We start from the raw sequence: 18714 nt of genomic DNA on the forward strand, positions 1-18714 counted from the left end.
GCTGATCATCCCGCTTCATCCGCCGCCACGCCTTCATCCAGCCGCGCGAAGTAGCACCGCTGCGGATCAACATGCCCGCCATGTGCCTTGAACCGTTCGACGTGATCGCCGATGCCGTCCGTTGCCCTTTGCGTCGAGCGGTACCGGATCCCGACCCGTTTGCCGTCTTCCTCGACCCATCCCAGAAAGATCACCGCATGCCCCGATCGTGTCCGCCAGAACTGGAGGAAGTCCCCGGCGACCGCCTCATCGGCACCGATCCGCTGGCCAACCCCCAGCTTCTCCATCGCGATCCCGGCCTGCACCTCACGCGTCTGCTCGTCTTCCACGGCGCCGTACCAGCGTCGCTGAAGCATCCGCAGGTCACGAACCGTCTTCCCCTCGAACAGGCCTCGCGCCTTCGCCACCTCAAACATCACGGCAAACGTGAAGCCCGAGCAGTACGTCCCCTCCGGCTGCTTCCGCAGCACCACCTCGCTCTCCCAGACCAGCTCACGCGGCGAACCTGTCGAGTTCTCCCACACATACCCGCCACCATCTTCGTAGCCATACGCCTCTGCAAGGACCGCAGCGTGAATGCCACCTTCACGGATGCTTGCTGCTTCTCCCGAATCAGCCTCCCCTGCGTCCGCCAGACCCGTGCCCGCCAATATCAGCAACAACACACCCACCAGGCAACCGTAGAGGCCCACGCGTATCGTGCGAGTATCTTCAATCAACATCCTTAATCTCCATGCAGAACACTTCGAAGACGCCTGTCATACCAACAGCTTAACGACACACACCAGGCAAGATTCACGGCGGAAGCCAGCACCATTAGTACACGTAAGGATTGTCCGACCGGGCTGCATGGTCAAACAAATCGCTTTCCGACTCGCTTGATAGGCAGGCTCACATCCATACATCCGTCGCCACCCAGCCGATGGCACGTCGCTAACAACCCCGTCGTCGTGATCGCTAAGCTCAACGCTCAGCCAACTTCAGGCACGACAACATAGCAGCGCAAAATCCGACGCAGAAGATGTCCGCAACGAGCAGAAACGACAAGAAAGCTGATCCTTCTCAGATTCCGCAGATCCCCGGAACTTCAGTTGATGGCATGAGTTATCAGCTAGATTCGGCTGATATCGAGATATGCCAAATCATCAGGAATGGGCCCGACAGGACTTGAACCTGTGCCTGCAAGTATCTGCTCAGACAAAGACTTAGAGCTGGATGATCATGGCTTTGCTGCAGAATCCAATGCAGAACAGCCCTGCAGGGAACTGCAGGCGGATCTCAGGCGGGTAGTGGACGCTTGGCGGGAGCTGCCTGAGGGTGTGCGGAAGGCGGTCCTAGCGATGGTTGAGGCGGGGCTGGAGAGGGAGGGTTAGAGGCGATGTTCTAACGTGCTGCTCAAGAGGCACCACACGTTCAATGAAGGATTCACCCAGAGCCCCCCATACCGGGGAGGGGGGGCAGGTATTGACTGGATGTATGGCCCAGCCTTTGAGTTCCGGGGTTAAGAACTTCTGTGACTGCACAGAACGACCAATGCTCACAGCGGACAGGAGATCATTCCTAGTGCTCTTCCAATTCTGATAGTGAGCTTTAAGTTGATCAGATTGAGGGCGGCAGGTCACTCCGGCCTGCGGGAGGACACTGGCTGCTGTATTCCAAGGAACACGGGGTGACCTGAGTGGTCGTGGATCTGCTCAGCATACGCTTCATTTATCCAGGGCTGTCAGCTACAATTTACCCACTGATTGGGGCTGTATTGGGCTTCTGATCTCTTGGTATTGGGAGACAGGGTGAAGGGCAAGCAAAGGCGATACGCTGGCATTGAAGCCATGAAGGCGTGGTTCGTGCGCGCTTTCGGGGCACTTGGCCCTTTGGCCTTTTCTGGGCCTCTTCCGGCTCGCCGAGCCCTTGAGTTGCTTGAGCAGCGGATTCTGCTGAGCGGCTCCCCTTGGGAGTTGGGGGTAAATGGACAGAGTGGGGAACAGGACAGCACCGCGGCTGTCGTGCATCGCTCAGTCTTCTACAACAACTCGTTTCATGATGAGTACGACGGTCAGGCCGGGGTGTCGGATGAAGCGGCGATAGCGGTAGACAAGCAGGCTCTCCTGCCCGGTAGCCGTGGCGATTACAGCCATATCAGCAGTTCGGTGGCAGGCCTCAATGGAGTCATGGTTGATGTCCAGGGGCTTGCTGATCCATCGGGGCTCAATGTCAGTGATTTCATCTTTCGTCATGGCAACAGCGACGACACCACGGACTGGTTGGCGGCCCCAGAGCCTTTCCAGATTCTGGTCCGGCCGGGAGCGGGATTGGACGGATCGGACCGCGTGCATCTTGTCTGGCAGGACAACAACCAGGATGCAGCGGTTGATCCGAACGAAGCCGTCTCAGGAGCATGGCTGGAAGTGCGTGTTGCGGCCAACGCGACGACCGGCCTGGCCGCAGAAGATGTCTTCTATTTTGGTCATGCTCCGGGTGAGACTGGCGACAGTCCATTGACGTTCACGGTCGATGCGAGCGATGAGCTCGCGGCGCGGCATGCGCCGACGGCTTCGGCGAGTGTCAACAACCCATACGACTTCAACCGTGATGGTGCGGTCGACGCGACTGATGAGTTGATTGCGCGTGAGTCGCAGACCACTTTCCTGAACAGGCTCGAAGCCATTACACCCGAGACGGTGATAGCGCAACCTGTCACGATTGATGTCGGTAGTTGGTTGACGCTCACGGGGACGCAGTTTGTCGCTGCGGGAGCAGGCGAGGGTGAGGGTGTCCTGACGATCAGCGATGCGACGGCGAGCTTCAAGGATCTCCCTGACGGTTTCGGTATTCCGGGCCTTGGTTCGCTCGAGTTGAGCCTGAGTAACGCGACAGGGTACGACGACAACGGTGACGGCCAGGTAGACGGTTTCGAGTTTTCGGGTTCGTTCAGCCTGGGTGATGTGAGTCTGGGGCTTGGCGGCGCGCCGCTGTTGACGTTGGAAGGTCTGACGCTGGGGGTCGAGGGGTTTGTGTTCCGGCCGGAGGCGGAGAGTGACCCGATCCAGACCGGTTCCATGACCTTTGACACGGCGGGTCTGAGCCTGCTCCCGGGCGGGCTCTCCGGCGTGCTGCCGGGTCTCGATACGGCTTCCGAGGCGGACAGCATCCCGATCCCGAATGTGGGGTCGATCGATGTATCGACCGGTGCGTTTGAGCTGGATGTGACGGTGCCTGCGGGGGTCAGTTCCTTCCTGATGCTTGGGGGCTACGTTCCGTTCGAGCTGACGCGTATCGAGGGCCAGTACACGCCGGGAGATGACGGGGTCATCGGCTTCACGCTGACAGGTGTTCCCCGTCCGCAGTTGCTGGTGGATCGGCTCTCTTCGCTATTGGGTGTGTCGACAGGGCTGACGATTGATCTTGAGGTCTATGATGCGGGCACGACGGGCTTCGTTCCGGTCGCCGCGGAGATACCGCTTCGTTTTGGTCTGTCTTATGCCGGAGAGACGCTCGGTTTGGCCGAGACCCCGCCGGTGCGGCTGCTGCTGGGGAATATCCAGGTTCCGTTGCCTGCGGGTGCTGGGACGCTCACGCTGCAGGGGTCGTTGACGCTGGGTGGTTTCGATGCTGCAGGTATCCCACAGGCCATGCCGGTGGAGCTTGGTGAACCACTGGCGGGCGAGCAGGTCTATCTCGAGTTGTCTGCGGTTTCATCCAGTGAGTTGGGCACTGTGACCGGTGCCCTGGGGGTGGGCGGGACCTTGACGATCGATAACGGGACGTTCTCCGTCGACCTTTCCGGGCAGGCATCGCTGGAGGCCTCGGATCTCTCGCTGCTTGGTGTCAGCGGGTCGGGCACGGTTCGGGTGAGCTTTGACTGGCCGCTTACGGTGGATGCCGATGCGCTGGCGTATTCCGGAGCGTTCGAGATCACAGCGATTCAGGCCGAGCGCTTTACGGTGGTGATCCCTGAGATTGCGACCCTGACGGTGGAGTCGGTGCTGTACCTGCCAACACCAGACCCTGAGGGCCTGATTGCGCGGGCGGCGGGTTTCACGCTTGAGTTCGAGGGTTTACTCGACGGGTTGGATGTGACGGCGGCTGTTAGCAGCGTCAATCTCTATGACGAGGATGGAGACGGGCTGACGATCGAGTCATTCGAGTTGTTCGGTGCCTCGTTAGCGCTCGGGGCATGGGATGTCTCGCTGGGTGGGACGACGATCGTTGATGCTGGTGCGGCCACGCTGGTCCTCGATCGGCTGAGCAATCGTCAGGGTCTGGTTGGTGGTGAGATCACGGTTGTTTCCGATGAGGTGACCCTCTTGCCCGACGGGCCTTTGTCAGTCTCAGTCAGTGATGACAACGCGAGCGACGATCTCTCTGCATTCCTGGCCACTCTCGACATGACGACCGGTGCGCTTGATCTTGAGGCTCGTGTCATCGCGGCCGAGATCGCTGGGGCTGTTGTACTGACGGCGACGTCGTCGGGGGTGACGCCTGCGGTGGCTTTTCGTCTTGACCGACAGGGTCAGCCTGACGACACGCTCATCGGTTTGGGGACGCTGACGGGCACACTTCCTGCGCTTGAGGTCACCGGTGCGATCCCAACGGCCGTGGCTAACGGTCTGGCGATTCGCTACGACGGGGGCGTCGAGTTGGCGTCGTTGGCTCTGTCGCTGCCAAGCGGCTGGGAGCGAGAACTCGGATTAACTCTGGTGCCGGTTACGCTGACGGATTTGGCGGCCACATTCGACGGCCTAGCCGATGGCACTGTGGACCTGGACACCTTCAAGCTTGATGCTACGTTTGAGATCGACACAACGGCTTTGGAGCAGGAACTTGGCGCGTTACTCGGCACGCCACCAACGATCAGTGTCCAGAGTTACGACGGATCAGGCGTTCTGACGGACCTCTCCAGTGGAGGGAAACTGAGTGGTACGCTCCTGGTGGATGGCGTCGATCTGAGACTGGCCGATGTTTCGGGTCTTCTGCTTGGTCTTCAGGACTTCAACCTTGATCTCCCGGCAGGACGATCGCTCTCGCTCGATGGGTCGTTGTTGCTGCCAGGTCTCGATGATCAGGGCGACCTGCTGGCGTTGCCGTCTGGACTGATTCCGGCGGGGTTACTCAGTCTCTCTCCTGTTCCCGAAGCGGTTCTCTCGGTGTCGGCGGTGGCTGATACGAGCAGCGGCCTCCTGGGTGGCGAGATCGTCGTGGGTGCGACCTTCACACCGGCTTCGGGAGAGGATCTGCTGCTGAGCTTCCGTGGCGAGGCCATGGTCGATGGCGATCTCACGTTTGTTGGTGGTGCGGCTTCCGGCAGTGTGACTGCGGGTTTCGAATGGGATCTCCTAATCGAGCATGTGCCTTCGGGAGTGCTGGCTCTTTCGGGCGCGCCTCAGCTGAACGGGCTTCTCTTCGACCAGCTTGTCTTTGAGATTGAGGGTCTGGCTCGACTGCGTATCCCAGATGCGGCGATCGACTTCTCGGGCGCAACGCTGCCGGTGGTCGCGACGGCCGACGGCGCGACGCTCGAGTTGCTGCTTGATGGGCTCGAGGGTGTCAGCGGGTCCGTCGACAACATCAGCCTCTATGACGAACTTGGGTCTGATGGGGTGATCGATGGTTTTTCTTTCGCCAATCTGACGCTCTCGAGTGTCGGCGATCTTGATCTAGGCCCAGAGTTCGATGGCACGAGTCTGTTCCGGCTCACGGATGCGACGATCCAGGTGCCCGAGTTCACGTACCGATCGGGGAGCTTGACCTCGGGTCTACCGGATGTGCTGTTCATGGCGGGGGGTACGGCGTTGAATCTGCCGGGTGTGGTGGTTCAGGCATCGGGTTTGTCGATCGCGCTGCGTCTGGATGACCGAAGCTTCGAGGCGACTGCGACCAGTGTCTCACTGGGTGTGGGGCCGGCCTTTGACTCGGGGTCGGCTGTTTTCGACCTGCGGCTCAACAACCCGACGTTCACGGTTGATGACGATCCGTTGACGGATCTCCTGACGCTGGTTTCGGCTTCGCTCGCGTTTGGTCCGGATGCCGGTCCATTGAGTGGCCTGCTGTTTGGTATCGAGGCCACGGCTGAGAACCAGAATCAGGCGGTTCGACTCAATCTCGTGAATGCCGATACGAATCCTGAGCTTCGGATTGGACTGGGTGAACTGGTGCTGACGAGTCAGGGGGATAGCCAGGGCATCCTGACGACCCTCGGACTCGGTGGTGTGCTGCCGTTGGATATCGACAGTCTCAGCCTGTCCTTCACTCGGTTGACGGAGGACGGGTATACCGATCTGGCCGGGTTCGATGTTGGCGTGGAGGGGGCGTTCGACTTCTCGGTGTTTGGTGACCTTCGGTTTATGCCTGCTGTGTCTGTTGGTCAGACTGCACTGGCTGGAGCGGCGACGGCAGAGAATGCCACTGACCTTGGCCAGAATCGATTCGGCTTCGATGTGGCCTTCGACTTCACGGGTGTGAACCCGTTCCCGGTGATCCCGATCGTTCAGGATTTGGTGGTTGGTCTCAGCGGGCTCGAGTTCGGTGGGTTCGGCTTTGAGGGTGAGTTGAGAGTTGCGGGGTACCGTCTGGACGAGAACGCGGATCTGATTCTGCTCGGCTATGGCGTCGATGCCAGCGGTCAGACCGTGCTCTACGATCTCGGGGAGGATGCCGACCCGAATGAGGAAGGTATTCAGCCGGCGGATCAGATTCTTGCTTCACTCGAGGTGTCGACGGACAATCCGAGCGGGTCGGGGGCGGGTGTCGACTTCACGTTCAACGGTCTCTCGGCGGAGCTGAAGGGTTCGTTGATTCTCGATGGTGGGTCGTACGACCTGAATCTTACTGGTGGGGTGCAACTCGACGGTACGGTTGGTTTCGGCAACTTCATTGTCCTTGACAGCCTGGGGCTTAACGGTTTCCTCAACCTCAGTCTGGCCGAGGATTTCTCCGGGGGCTCGTTCGAGGTCGGTCTGCTGTCGATTTCGACCGAAGGACTCACGATCGGGCTTGGCACGTATTTCGAGGCGACGGCTGGTGGCGCTGGTGAAGACCCGCTGCTGCTGAATCTCTCGAATGATGAGTCGATCCCGCTGATCGAGAATCTGTCGGTTCGTCTCGCTTCACCAGCGATCGGTCTGTACGGGACAGTCGACGATCTGGATCTATTTGCGGGGGCTCTGCCGGACTTCAGTCTGCTGTCGTCGGTGACGATCGGTGTCGAGGAAGGCTCGATGCTCGATACGTTGCAGGACTGGTTCCTGCCGATGCAGACCAACGAGATCAGCCTCGATTTTCTAACTGGTTTCTTTGCGACGGCGGAAGCGGACAGCGCGGGTGATCCGCCGATCATCGGTATTGCCGATCCGACGGCTGTCAAGCTTCTTACGGATGGCTCGATCGGCTTACCAGGTTTTCTTGGTGATGCGCTGGGTGACGTCGGGCTTGAGGCGAATGTGGCCTACGCCGGTGTCGGGTTCGACGTGGCAAAGCTCACCGAACTGGCTGAGACGTTCCTGGCCTGGGCGGGTGAGCTGGGTGGTCAGCCGTTCGATGCGTTCATCTCCGGGGCCACGCCGGAAGAGATTCAGGCTGCTTTTGCCGCCGCGCTGTTGCAGGCGCAAACGCAGGGTCTGCCCTTCGGTATTCTCGAGCTCGGTGAGGTCGTCAATCTCGATGACCTCAACGCACTTGGGCTGTCGATCGGGCTTGAGTTGGGTGATGGCTTTGCGGCCAGCGGGGCCTTCACGGTCGGTCGAGCGGATGCCAACGAGCAGACTGATTCCGATGTTGATGACATCTATTACCTGGCGATCTCCGGCGCGTTGCGTATTGCGAGTTATGGCGGAGGTGGGACCGTCATCCTGACGACGGCCGGTCCCATCGCGGCGACGGTGGATTTCGGTGTGCCGATTCCGTTGGGTCCATCGACGCTGACCCTCGGTGGTGGTGGGACGATCGTGTTCGGTCAGGATCTTCTCCAGGGTGTTGAAACGTCTCAGCCCACGATCAACCCTGCTGATATTCCGTCGCCTGCTGATTGGGATCTGACGGAGATCGCGACGATCGAGGGGATCCTTGGTCAGTTGTGGAATGGCAGTGGGCTGGATCCGATCTGGAGTCTGCCGGCGACTCTCGCGTTGCGAGGAGAGCTGACGAGTCTGGCTGTGCTCGGGCTGGTATCTGTCACAGGTGAATTCGCGGCGACGTTTCCTTCGCTTGATCAACTTCAGGGCGGTCAGGGGCTGTCGCTGCTGGGTACCGGTGACCTGCGCGCTCTTGGGCTGCCGTTTGCGACGGCGGGTGTTCTTGTCGATGCCCGTGATGTCCTGAACCCGACCTTCAGTTTCGGCCTGTCGGTCCCGCCGGCGGACAACCCGTTGGCCTTCCTCTTTCCGGGTCGTGCCGAGCTTGCCGGCACGCTTCGTACGGACGGGATGATTGAGGCCTGGTTCATCGGTCTTCGTACCGTGCTCGATGGTGCGCTTGCGGGGACGAACAGCGAACTGGCAGGGCTGCTGGACGAGATCGCAAGGGGTCTTGAAGCCGATCGGTTGGCCGGCCGAGAGAACGACCTGATCACTCTGCTCGATCTCTCGGTGGCAGCTCCGATTACCGGCTCGGGTCTGGGTACTGCACTGGTCGGCGTTCTGTCGTCGCTGACGGATTCGGCTCCGGTGTTCATCGATCCTCAGGCGATGACCGACCCATGGACGGTGGCCGGCCTGGCGGTTACCGCGTTCTGGCGGGAAGCGCAGCAGGTTCTGTCCACACCCGAAGTGTTTGCCCGAGCATTGGGCGATGCATTCGGTGCGGCCTTTGCTGGCGCATTGGCCAGTGGTGATCAGGCTTTGATCGATGCTTACCAGGCTTTCAACCCGGCGTTCGCCTTGTCGGGTGCGATCCAGCCTTCGCTGCTCGGTTTCCCGATCGGTGACCCGACCAATGAGGTCGATCTGATCCTGAACAAGAACCAGATCACGCTGGATCTCGAGACGACGAACGTCATCCAGAAACTCAATGCGATCTTCGCAACCAGTGGCATCACCGATCAACTGCAGATCGGGTTTACGGCTCAGCTACCGGGGACGTTGATCGACGTGCTGGTTGATCCATCCTCGACCGAGTCGCAGATTGCTGCAGCCTTCGGTGATGCCCTCAATCCTTTCACCGGGTGGGAGGCACGATTGGCGGGGACGCTGGGCTTCCAAGGCTTCGATCTCGCGCGGATCAGTGGGATCGTATTCGGCCCACAAGACACGGACCCTAACGGTCAGGCGATTGGTGGGACGCTCTTCGCCGAAGGGGTCTACAACTTCGGGTATGCCGATGGATTCGACTTCGCGGGGAGCAATACCGAACTGCCGACCGGGCAGGATGACAAGATCCCGGTCTACCTGCAGAGTCGGTACGACGATATGACGGCCTACGGCGGGCTGCTGTTGACCGGTGAGTTGATGATCCCTGATCTGTTGCGTGACCCTGCGACCGTGATCAGTGCGCTGGGCAGTCTGACTGCGGATGTCGGCGATGATCTCAGCGGGCCGTGGTCGCAGATTGCTGGGCTTACCGGGATCGATCTCTCTGATTTTGATGCGCTCATCGCCACGGGCGCAAGCGGTATCGAGGTTGTGACCATCCTCGCCGACTACCTGACGGGCGTGGTCGAGTTACTCACCGATAATGCGCCGCTGGGTACTTTGCAACTCTACGCGCCGAGTCCGGCGACCTTGGTCGATAGTTACACGAGTTACCTGATCCCGGCGCTGGTGGGTCCGCTTGACGGTTCGGGTGAGGTGATCCTTGCTGACCGCATACCGGGGACTGACGGCCAGGGTCATCCGGCTTTCCAACCCGCGCAACCTGTGAACGGTCAGTTCGGCCTGCGGTTTGCCGACCTGAATGGCAATCGTTTCTACGACCCGCGTATCGATGTGCTGATCGATGACTCGCAAGCGTGGTCTGATCATATCCCGCAGGGCTCGAGTGTTGGCAACCTAGCATTTGGTGTCGAAGATGCGTTGGTCTCGTCGTCGCTGCTGGTTGGTGCGGATGTCTACCTGCTCGCTGACGTGGCGGAGGATCTGGGTAACGGCCTCCTCGACCCGGCGAGGCTCTCGGGTTTCGATCCTGGAGTTTCGGCCGGCTTCATCGATACGAATCGTGATGGTCGGCTCGATTGGTCGGCTGATCCTGCGACGGGCGTGATCAATTTCCTCGAGCCACTGATCGATGCGGCCACGGGTGCTGATTTGGTCGGTCTGGCGGCCTTGCCGGGATTGGTTGTGTTCCGCGACGAGCAGGCTCTGGTGCCTGGGCGGTCAGCCGATGGTTACACGGCTCCTTCGCCCTCTGCCGCCGGTGATCCGCTGCTCGGCCTCAACGAGGGTTTCGCTGACACGAACGGCAATGGTCGGTTCGATCTGGGCGTGGATGTTCTCTACGACCTCAACGGCAACGGGCTGCCGGATGGTGAGCTCTTCCTGGATGTCGATCTCAATGGACGTCAGACCCGACCCGATCCATTTCAGGATGTCAACGGCAACGGTGTTCGGGATGTCTCTGAGAGCCTGACTGAGAGTTTCACCGACCTCGATGGCAATGGGGCCTATGACACGGGCGATCCTGTGCTCGATCTAGGCAATGGTCTGTACGATCCGCCGGCCAGTCCGGTGTTCAGCTTTGATGACGCGACGACCCAGACGCAAGAGCTTCTGGCCGCGGCCTATCTGGATGGTTTTGTTGATCTGACCCTTCTGGGGCTTGACCTGGGCAAGGCTCGGCTGAGAGCTGGTGCTTCTGGCTTGGTCGCCGAGGCGTCGTCCGGACCTTATGGCGTGGATCTGACGGCAACCTTCGGCTTCAATCAGGTCAACGCCGGTGAGTTGATCGGTGGGCTTGTGGGTAACCCGCTGACCGAGTTGTCTGGGGGTAAGACGCTGCTCGAGGCGCTGCTGCCGGCGTCGGTCGAGAACCAGGCCGATGCGTTCCTACTCGGTCTGATCGACGAGGCTAGTGCTTTCAGCTTCCCGGTTCCGGTGTTTGCGATTGACACCGGCTTTGATTTGTCGGCGGTCCAGGCGTGGCTGGCGCGTACTGTGGGCCCAGTGGCCAATGATCTGTTCATCTTTACGGATAGTGCCGGGAATCCGGAACCTATCGGAGCAACGACTCGGGTTGAGTTGTTCAGCCCACTCTTCAATGACAGCCCACCGGCTCACCCAACGGATGTGCTTGCCGACCCGCGTTATGTTCAGCCGCCACTGCGGCAGCTCGACGATATCCAGCATTCGGGTGGCGGTCGGCTCTCGGCTACGCTGAATCTGCCCGGTTTTGCAGAGGGCGTGGTGGGGGTGTTCGAATCGCAGTTCCCAGATTCTCCAGACGATCTGTTCCAGCCCGACTTCGCCTTCTTGGCCAGCGCCGATCGTTTAGCGATCCCGCAGCTTGGGGAAGATGTGATCCGAGCCGAGGATCTGCGGCTGAGCCTGGTCAAGGACTCCAGCCTCGGCGGGCTGAACAGCGAACTGATTGTCTCTGGTTCAGTCGGCGTGCTTGAGGGTCTCGGCGGCGGGCTTTCGGCAGGTCTCTCGGGCCAACTGGCGATTGACGCGAATGCCGGGCTCTACGGTGCCCTTCTGCTGGAGCTCGACACGGGCTCGCTCTCGTTCGGTAGTGCTGGCATCGTGACGCTTGGGGCCAATGCCGACGCTAGGCTGCTAGTGAACACGACCGGCAGCGATCGAACCATCATGCTGAGCACGCCGGGTGGCGTGGTGAATGTAGACGTCGAGGCTAACTCCGGCGCACTTTGGGTCGACGGTGTGCTCAACCTCGGGACGCTGACGCTGGACGGGACCTTCCTGGTCCGAGACAACGCTGAGGGCCTCGTGCTCTATGGCGATGGGAATCTGCGTGACAACGCATTGGCTTACCTGCTCGGGCCTGATTTCCAGAGCGGTATCGACGTGACCTTTGCCGGTGGGATTCAGCGAGCAACGATTACCGAGCTGGTGGATTTTGGAGGCTTCCAACTCCCGTTGGTTCGTAGTGACGGTGTCTACGGCGGCTTTGTCTTCGATACCAATACTTCGCTGGCGATCGCTTCCGGCGGGACCACGCTGTCGGTTGGTTTCAACTCCAGTTCCAGCTCCAAGGTTCTCGACTTCACGCCGACCGGCTTGCCTTCTGGTGAGGTCATTCCGCCGGTGTTCATCCCCTCGAGCCTCCAGAGTCTGCTAACGATCGATGCCAACAGCCTTCGCCTCTTTGCTCGTGGGGACCTGGCACTCGACGGGCTGGTCTACGACCTTGGACTCAACGGGCTCTTCGCGACGCAGATCGCACTGACCGGTGACGGTTTCGAACTTGATCTATTCGCGGACGCCACCGCTGATCTCGGCTTCTTTGGCTCGGCCGCAGTCTCGGCCTGGCTCGAACTCGGCGGGTCGGTCTTCAATCCGACGGCTGCCGGTCACTTCGCGGTCAAGGCATCACGACTGGGGATCAACAATCTTGTCGAGATCAGAGGCGAGGCCTTCTTTACTTTCAACAGTGGTCGTTTCGTGGACGTGCCGAGCTTTGTCAGTGGCCTGGTACCGGATATCGAGGTGTCTTCGGGGACCTACGTTGAGCTCGGTCTGCGGAACGCACGAGTCGATCTGTTCAACGATTCGATTGCTGTGGGCGGGACGGGCGCGATCGGGCTGTCTGACAGCAGCGGTCTCACTGTCTCGGGCGCCCTGGCTATCGAGGTTATGTTGCCGAGCGAGGTGACTGATCCGTTCGACGGCCTGGTGCCCGACACGATCAGCTATGGCGGTTCGTTACCTTCTGCGACGACGGGTTCGCTGGCGGGTCAGTCGGGCACGCAGTCCATGACCCTCGATCTCGGCACGAACGGTGTCATCACACTGAGCCGGCAGACCAACGGGGTGCTCGATATCTACGGCTATCTGGCATACGCGGCCTCCGCCAATCTCTTCAGTGGGCTGTTCTCGGCCAGCGGGACCGCTGATCTCAGGATCAACACGACCGCATCGGGCCGGATCGTTGATGGCAACTTTGTGTCAGGCAACAGCTTCGAGCTTGATCTCGACGGATCGATGCTCATCGATCCGGGTCTTGGCGGTGACACCAATGTCAATCTGGCTGGCTCGATCAATTTCCGTGCTGTCGGTACCAACCTCGATCTTACCGGTAGCGCCGATCTCACCGCTACGGTCCTAGGTAATGCGCTCTTCGGTGGGGCGGCAACCCTCGATATCAATGTGGTCAATGGCAGCCTGCTGGAGGCGCGTTTCACCACGACCTTCGAGCTCGCGGGCTTCGCTCCGGTCTTTGGCGTGGCCGAACTGACGCCCTCTGGTTGCCTCGACCTGCCGGGCTTGCTGCCCGACGGATGCGCGACGCTTGAGATCGTGTTCCCTGATTCGAGCTTTGGTGAGGCGGCGGGCGTTGTCGAGGTCGATGTATTCCTGACGGATCCGGTTCCCCTCGACTCCCGAGTTATCCTGAATCTGTCAGAGTCCGACCCGGACGTCACCCTTCTCGAACCTGTCGTCATCATCAACGCAGGTGAATCCAGTGCCAAGGTGTCCGTCCGTATCGAGGAGGACACTCTGATCGAGCCGAACGATGGGGCCTTTATCACGATCACCTCGGCGACTCTGGATTATCTCTTCTCGATCTTTGATGAGACGCTCACGGGTGATCTGACGAGTTTTCTTGAAGTCATCGATAACGACACCCCGCATCTGGTGTTTGTCGAGGGCTTTGCGGCTGGTGTTGATCCTGATGGTTCGGGTGGTAATGGGACATCTGCTCGGTTTGAGTTCAAGATCACCAACGAATTCGGCGTCGATTCATCGGTGACCGAAGCGGTTACCGTGGACTACATCGTCAAGACGAGCCAGTCCACGGCTACGCTTGGATCCGACTTCACGGCTCCGTCCGGTCGGGTGACTATCCCGGCGAACACGCATAACGTCATCGTTTCCGTTCCTGTGCTCAACGACAACCTGATCGAGGGCAATGAGACCATCACCCTTGAGATCACCGGTCTGTCGGGTGCCAACAACGTTGATGTAGACCTCGACCGGACCGGAACGGCGACCATCATTGATCAGGATACGGCTGAGGTCTCCATCGCTGTCATCGACGACAGCGCAACGGAAGGGCTCGTCAACCAGAGTGGACTTCCACGGCCCGATCCGGCCTCCTTCCTTATATCACTTTCGCGTGTTTCTTCAAGCAGCACGACGATCAGCCTGAGCAACAGCCCCCCGATACTCTTCAATATCTACGACCAGGCAATCCCCGGATCGGATTTCACGCATAGCGCGACCGTGACAATCCCTGCAGGTTCGACGACGGCGACGGTTGTGGTGGGGATAGTTGATGACCGTGTCACGGAAGAAGTTGAGATCGGTTACCTCCAGATTGATGGCATCACCTCGGGCAACAGCAAGATCTCCATCGCTCAGACGCCCTACGCCTTCATCGGCACCACGGCACTGCTGACCAATGATTTCGGTTCGTTCCTGATCAACGATAACGACACGCTGATCTTCCCCTTCCCACCTCCGCCAGATGGCGATACCGAGGCTGAGCAAGTCGCATGGACAGCGGCGGAAAGCGAAGTCGTGGCTCATTTCTGGTCAGAGTCTCGTACTGCAGACCGTGAGGCTCAGGTCGCCGAAGTACTCCGGCCTGGCTTTGGGCTGTCACCAGCCTTCGGTCTGTTTGATGACGACATCATGGGCCCGCTCGATCGCTGGCGCGAAGCGAATGTGAGGCTCTTTGAGCGGTTCGAGCAGCTTCTTGTCCAGGAGGTGGCACCATGATCAGGCGCCATGTTCTCGCCTTTTTCCTGCTGGGCACTTTGACGGCTGTTGCTGCCGAAGCCGCGATTGTTTTGAGAGGCAGCAGTGAGGTCGATCGTCTCGGGACCTTTACGTTGCTGGAGGATACGCCGGAGCAGATCATCGAAATCTATGCCAGCAGCGATGCCGAGCCGGTTCAGGGCTTGAACCTGAATGTCCAGATCGGTGACGGAGGTCCTGAGGCAGGAGGCATCGATGGGCCCTCCATCACGACGGTCGATCTTTTCACCGGCACCATCTTTGAATGGAACAATACTGGCTTGGGTTCGGCCAGCGGTGTCCTTATCCCTCAGATTGCGTTCTATTCGACAACGACGGCTTCGGGTACGGTCCCGGCTGATGGTCTGCTGGCCAGGATCACGATCGATACGACCGGTTTTTTCAGCGACGATGGCCCGTTCGATCTGGTTCTTTCGCAGACTCTGAATAATCCAACCAACTTTGGTCCTGTCACGCCGACGATCATTGATGGTTTCATCGAACTAACCGGCTCACTGATCACGGGTGACTTCAACAGCAGCGGAGCGCTGGATGCTGGTGACCTGGCCAGTCTCTACGACAACTTGGGTAATCCGGACTTCGATCTCACGGGTGACCAGCAGACAGACAGCGAGGATGTGCAGGCCTGGGTTGAAAGACTCTTCGGCACGCGACTGGGTGACAGCAACCTCGATGGACGCGTTGACCTCATCGATCTTTCGGCGGTAGCCTCGGGCTTTGGCGAATCCGTCAATGGCTATGAGCTTGGCGACTTCAACGCTGACAGGATGATCGACCTGATCGATCTCTCCCTGCTTGCGGAGTCATTCGGTTTCGATGCTGCAGAAGTTATGCCCGGTGATCTCGACCGTGATGGTCGGCTGGATGCATTTGACATCGAGATCCTCTACGAGAACCTTGGCGACCCGGCCTTCGACCTGGACGGTGATGGCGCGAGCACTGCTTCTGATCTGGCCTTCTGGACCGTCGATCTGTTCGGCTCGCGCCTGGGCGACAGCAATCTGGACTCCGTCGTGGACCTGATTGATCTGTCGACCCTGGCCTCGAACTTCGGTCTGACGGCTGATGCCTATGCGGATGCCGACTTTAATGGCGATCGCCTGGTTGATCTCATCGATCTGAGTTTGTTGGCTTCGAGCTTTGGTGCTCCTGCTGCCCCCGTTCCAGAGCCATCCGCTCTAAATCTCTTGTTTCTGTGCTTCCTTCGTTCTGGGCTCCGCCGGTGATCACAATCCCCGTAGAGCATGGCAGTAAAACAGGTTAGCGCCAGTAGGGCTATGCTGGGATGCCGCATACGGATACCGATGTAGCTGCCATAACTGTTCCCTGGAACAAGGCCTCTTATGATGCCCGACAATTTCCCCACCGTCTCCTTACAACCACCAACCGGATAAGCCATGCAACTGAGTCGGGTCTCTAATCGACCTTAAGTCTGTTCATTGACCTTTGCCTTACCAACAGCAATGCCAACAAGCTTGCCGCTAATGCCGGTTCGGGGACACTACGTGTGAAGCCAAAGTTACTTGCCAGCAAGGATAGATCGATGAGGTCGATGCTGCCGTCGCTGTTGGCGTCGCCTTGTTGATAGGTCGCTGAGTGGTTCAACCCAAAGTTCAAGGCAAGCAGGCTGAGATCCTGCATGTTGACGGTCCCTGAGAGATCGAAGTCGCCGAGTTTGCTGCTGAAGAGTTCCTCGACCCAGAAAGCGAGGTCTTCTTCCCTGGTGACCCAGGCATCGCCATCGGCGTCGAAGAAGAGGTTTCGGTCGTTCTCGTTCGTGAGCAAGAGCGTCAGGTCTTCATCATCGAGCTGGCCGTTATTGTTGTAGTCACCCGTGATTTGAGGCATGAGGATGAGGCGGATGCTCGACCTGGGATCGACGTAGTCCTGGCCATCGAGCCGCTCGCTATACAGATCGAGGATGAAGGGGGTGTCATCTGCCAGCAGGGCGGTGAGCTGCTGATTCCGCTGCTGGACGTCATGGGGTTCTCCGACGACGAGACCGGGTATGGGTTGGTCATCGAGCTTGAACTCACTGCCGTAGAGGGTGAGGTCGGGCGTTCGCCCGGTAGCGGCGTAGCGTCGGGCGTAGGTCTCTGCATCGAAGATCATGTTCACATCAAAGCCGCCACCGGAAATGTGGGTCTCGAGGCCGAAAGCGAGGTCGTCAGAGCTTGAGGAAAGCGGCGCTAGGCGGCCACCTGAGATCTGGGTGATCACGCTATCGAGTGCGTGGTCTGAACTGGATCGTAGGGTGCCCCCTGATACTGCGATTCTGACTTCATCCTCGTGGTAGAACGGAACCGCTGTATGGCTTAATCCAAGCGTTCCCCCGGCAAGCGTGATGTTGGTTGGCATGAATAAGTCCACCCTCCCAACACTGCCACCATCGATGATGATGCTGGATGGCTCTTGGGAGTGAATTCTGTTTAGATCGAATCTCTGCGTGTCAAAGCCAAAGCCTGCGAAAAACTCCTGCCGTAGCCTGTGAACGACTCCAGATTTGACATGAATGGTGCCGCCGGGCGTCTGTTCGAGAAGGTCCACCTGGCCCCCATCGACGGTCACTTTCCCCCCGATCGATGCACGAATCCCGTCCCATGCTTGTCCGCCTCTGAGTTCGAGGTGACTGCCGTGCGTGACATCGACCGAACGCCTGAGTACACCTGAGTTCATGACCAAATGACTATTCGCGTACAGATCCAGAAACTCCCAGATCTCTCCTCCGTTCAGTTCTGCGTAGGCGTCGATCAGCTGGAGGCCTTGAGCGGCCTGGGAGCCTTCGTTGAGGTAGAGCTCTCCGCCATAGACCACATGATTCCGGGGCAGGATGCCCCCTGCGTTGAGCGTGATCTTTTGCCCGGGGAGCGTGGTTTGCTGCGAGACAAGGCCGCTGGCCTGAGTCGCCGTAGGCTGCCAACTATCCACCTCTACCACACACAACTCAAGTGTTCTGATGCTCAGATTCGTGAAAAAGACGTGCTCCCACACAAGTGTTGCACTGTATTCTCGCTCTCTGCTATCGAAGGCAAAGGCGGTCTGATTCTGCAGAAGCCCGGTAAAGACTCTGCGTGGGATAGGGTGCGAGTCGCTCTCAACGGCTCCAGCGAAATGACGCGTCCCAATTTTTATAGGTTCGAAGATCTGGCTATCACCTGGCTGATCCAAGCCCGGAATGGGCGCTCCATTGATACGGAAGTCAGTGCCATAAATGATGGCATGCGGAGTGGCAATATCATCTCCAAACGTGCCACCTCTAATGAAAAGCGGATTGCCCCCATAGACGCTATCAAAGTAGCCATCTTCGATCACAAAGGGCTCTTGATTACTGACTTCCAGATATCGGATTGGACCGCCGGGTCCATGTGGACGGCCTTCTATCACCGTGGCGTACGAGGATGAGACGAGGGCGCTGGTTACAAGAAGACCTAGAAAAATATGTAGACGCATGAGGACCCCTTCTCTTGGTTTATCGTGCAAGAGGCCGTCTAAGCGGAAAAGAAAATAGCAGGGCAGGCTTGGGCTGAGGTGTTCCGAGGGCGATAGGTGGGCTGGCTAGGTTCGACTTGATCGATGACACATGCATGAATCTGAGGAGTTGTATGTAACTTACGCATCAGACAAGTCGAGTTTATTGATGTCCCAGAAGGCAGGGGGGGGTAGCCCGCTTGGAAGGTGGTCGCTCAGTCGTACAAGTGCCATATTTGCACGGGACTTATGGCAGCTCCATATCCACCCCTACCAGATTCCCCACCAATCGATCGCAGGATGGAGAAATCCAGCGGTTGATCGACGCCTAGGCTGATCTGCCTCAAGGTGTGCGTGAGGCAGTGCTAGTGATGGTAGAAGC

4 protein-coding genes are annotated in these 18714 nt (G+C 59.0%); 2 read left to right on the forward strand and 2 right to left on the reverse strand.

Annotation, left to right across the window (positions count from 1 at the left end):
• Window positions 1-5: 5 nt before the first annotated feature.
• Window positions 6-722, reverse strand: coding sequence for a hypothetical protein (locus tag ACQZAB_RS07360; protein ID WP_428388468.1), 717 nt, complete (start codon window positions 720-722; stop codon window positions 6-8).
• Window positions 723-2003: 1281 nt separating this feature from the next.
• Between ACQZAB_RS07360 and ACQZAB_RS07365 the strand changes: the two genes are divergently transcribed.
• Together ACQZAB_RS07365 and ACQZAB_RS07370 are read left to right on the forward strand one after the other, a co-directional pair.
• On the forward strand, window positions 2004-14825 hold the full coding sequence (locus ACQZAB_RS07365) for a Calx-beta domain-containing protein (protein WP_428388470.1): 12822 nt from the start codon (window positions 2004-2006) through the stop codon (window positions 14823-14825).
• The gene (locus ACQZAB_RS07370; RefSeq protein ID WP_428388471.1) at window positions 14822-16090 is read left to right on the forward strand and encodes a hypothetical protein; all 1269 of its coding nucleotides are present in this window, start codon (window positions 14822-14824) and stop codon (window positions 16088-16090) included. Before ACQZAB_RS07365 ends, ACQZAB_RS07370 begins: the two co-directional genes overlap by 4 nt.
• A gap of 190 nt (window positions 16091-16280) precedes the next feature.
• Here ACQZAB_RS07370 and ACQZAB_RS07375 read toward each other — a convergent pair whose 3' ends face one another.
• Window positions 16281-18176, reverse strand: a complete 1896-nt coding sequence (locus tag ACQZAB_RS07375) for a hypothetical protein (protein ID WP_428388473.1) — start codon at window positions 18174-18176, stop codon at window positions 16281-16283.
• Between the last annotated feature and the right edge of the window lie 538 nt (window positions 18177-18714).

Source organism: Mucisphaera sp., assembly GCF_965279675.1.
Classification (GTDB): Bacteria; Planctomycetota; Phycisphaerae; order Phycisphaerales; family Phycisphaeraceae; genus Mucisphaera.

Excerpts from the sequence above, each read along its gene's own strand:
- ACQZAB_RS07360 (WP_428388468.1), bottom strand. The coding sequence starts at position 722 with ATGTTGATTGAAGATACTCGCACGATACGCGTGGGCCTCTACGGTTGC.
- ACQZAB_RS07370 (WP_428388471.1), top strand. The coding sequence starts at position 14,822 with ATGATCAGGCGCCATGTTCTCGCCTTTTTCCTGCTGGGCACTTTGACG.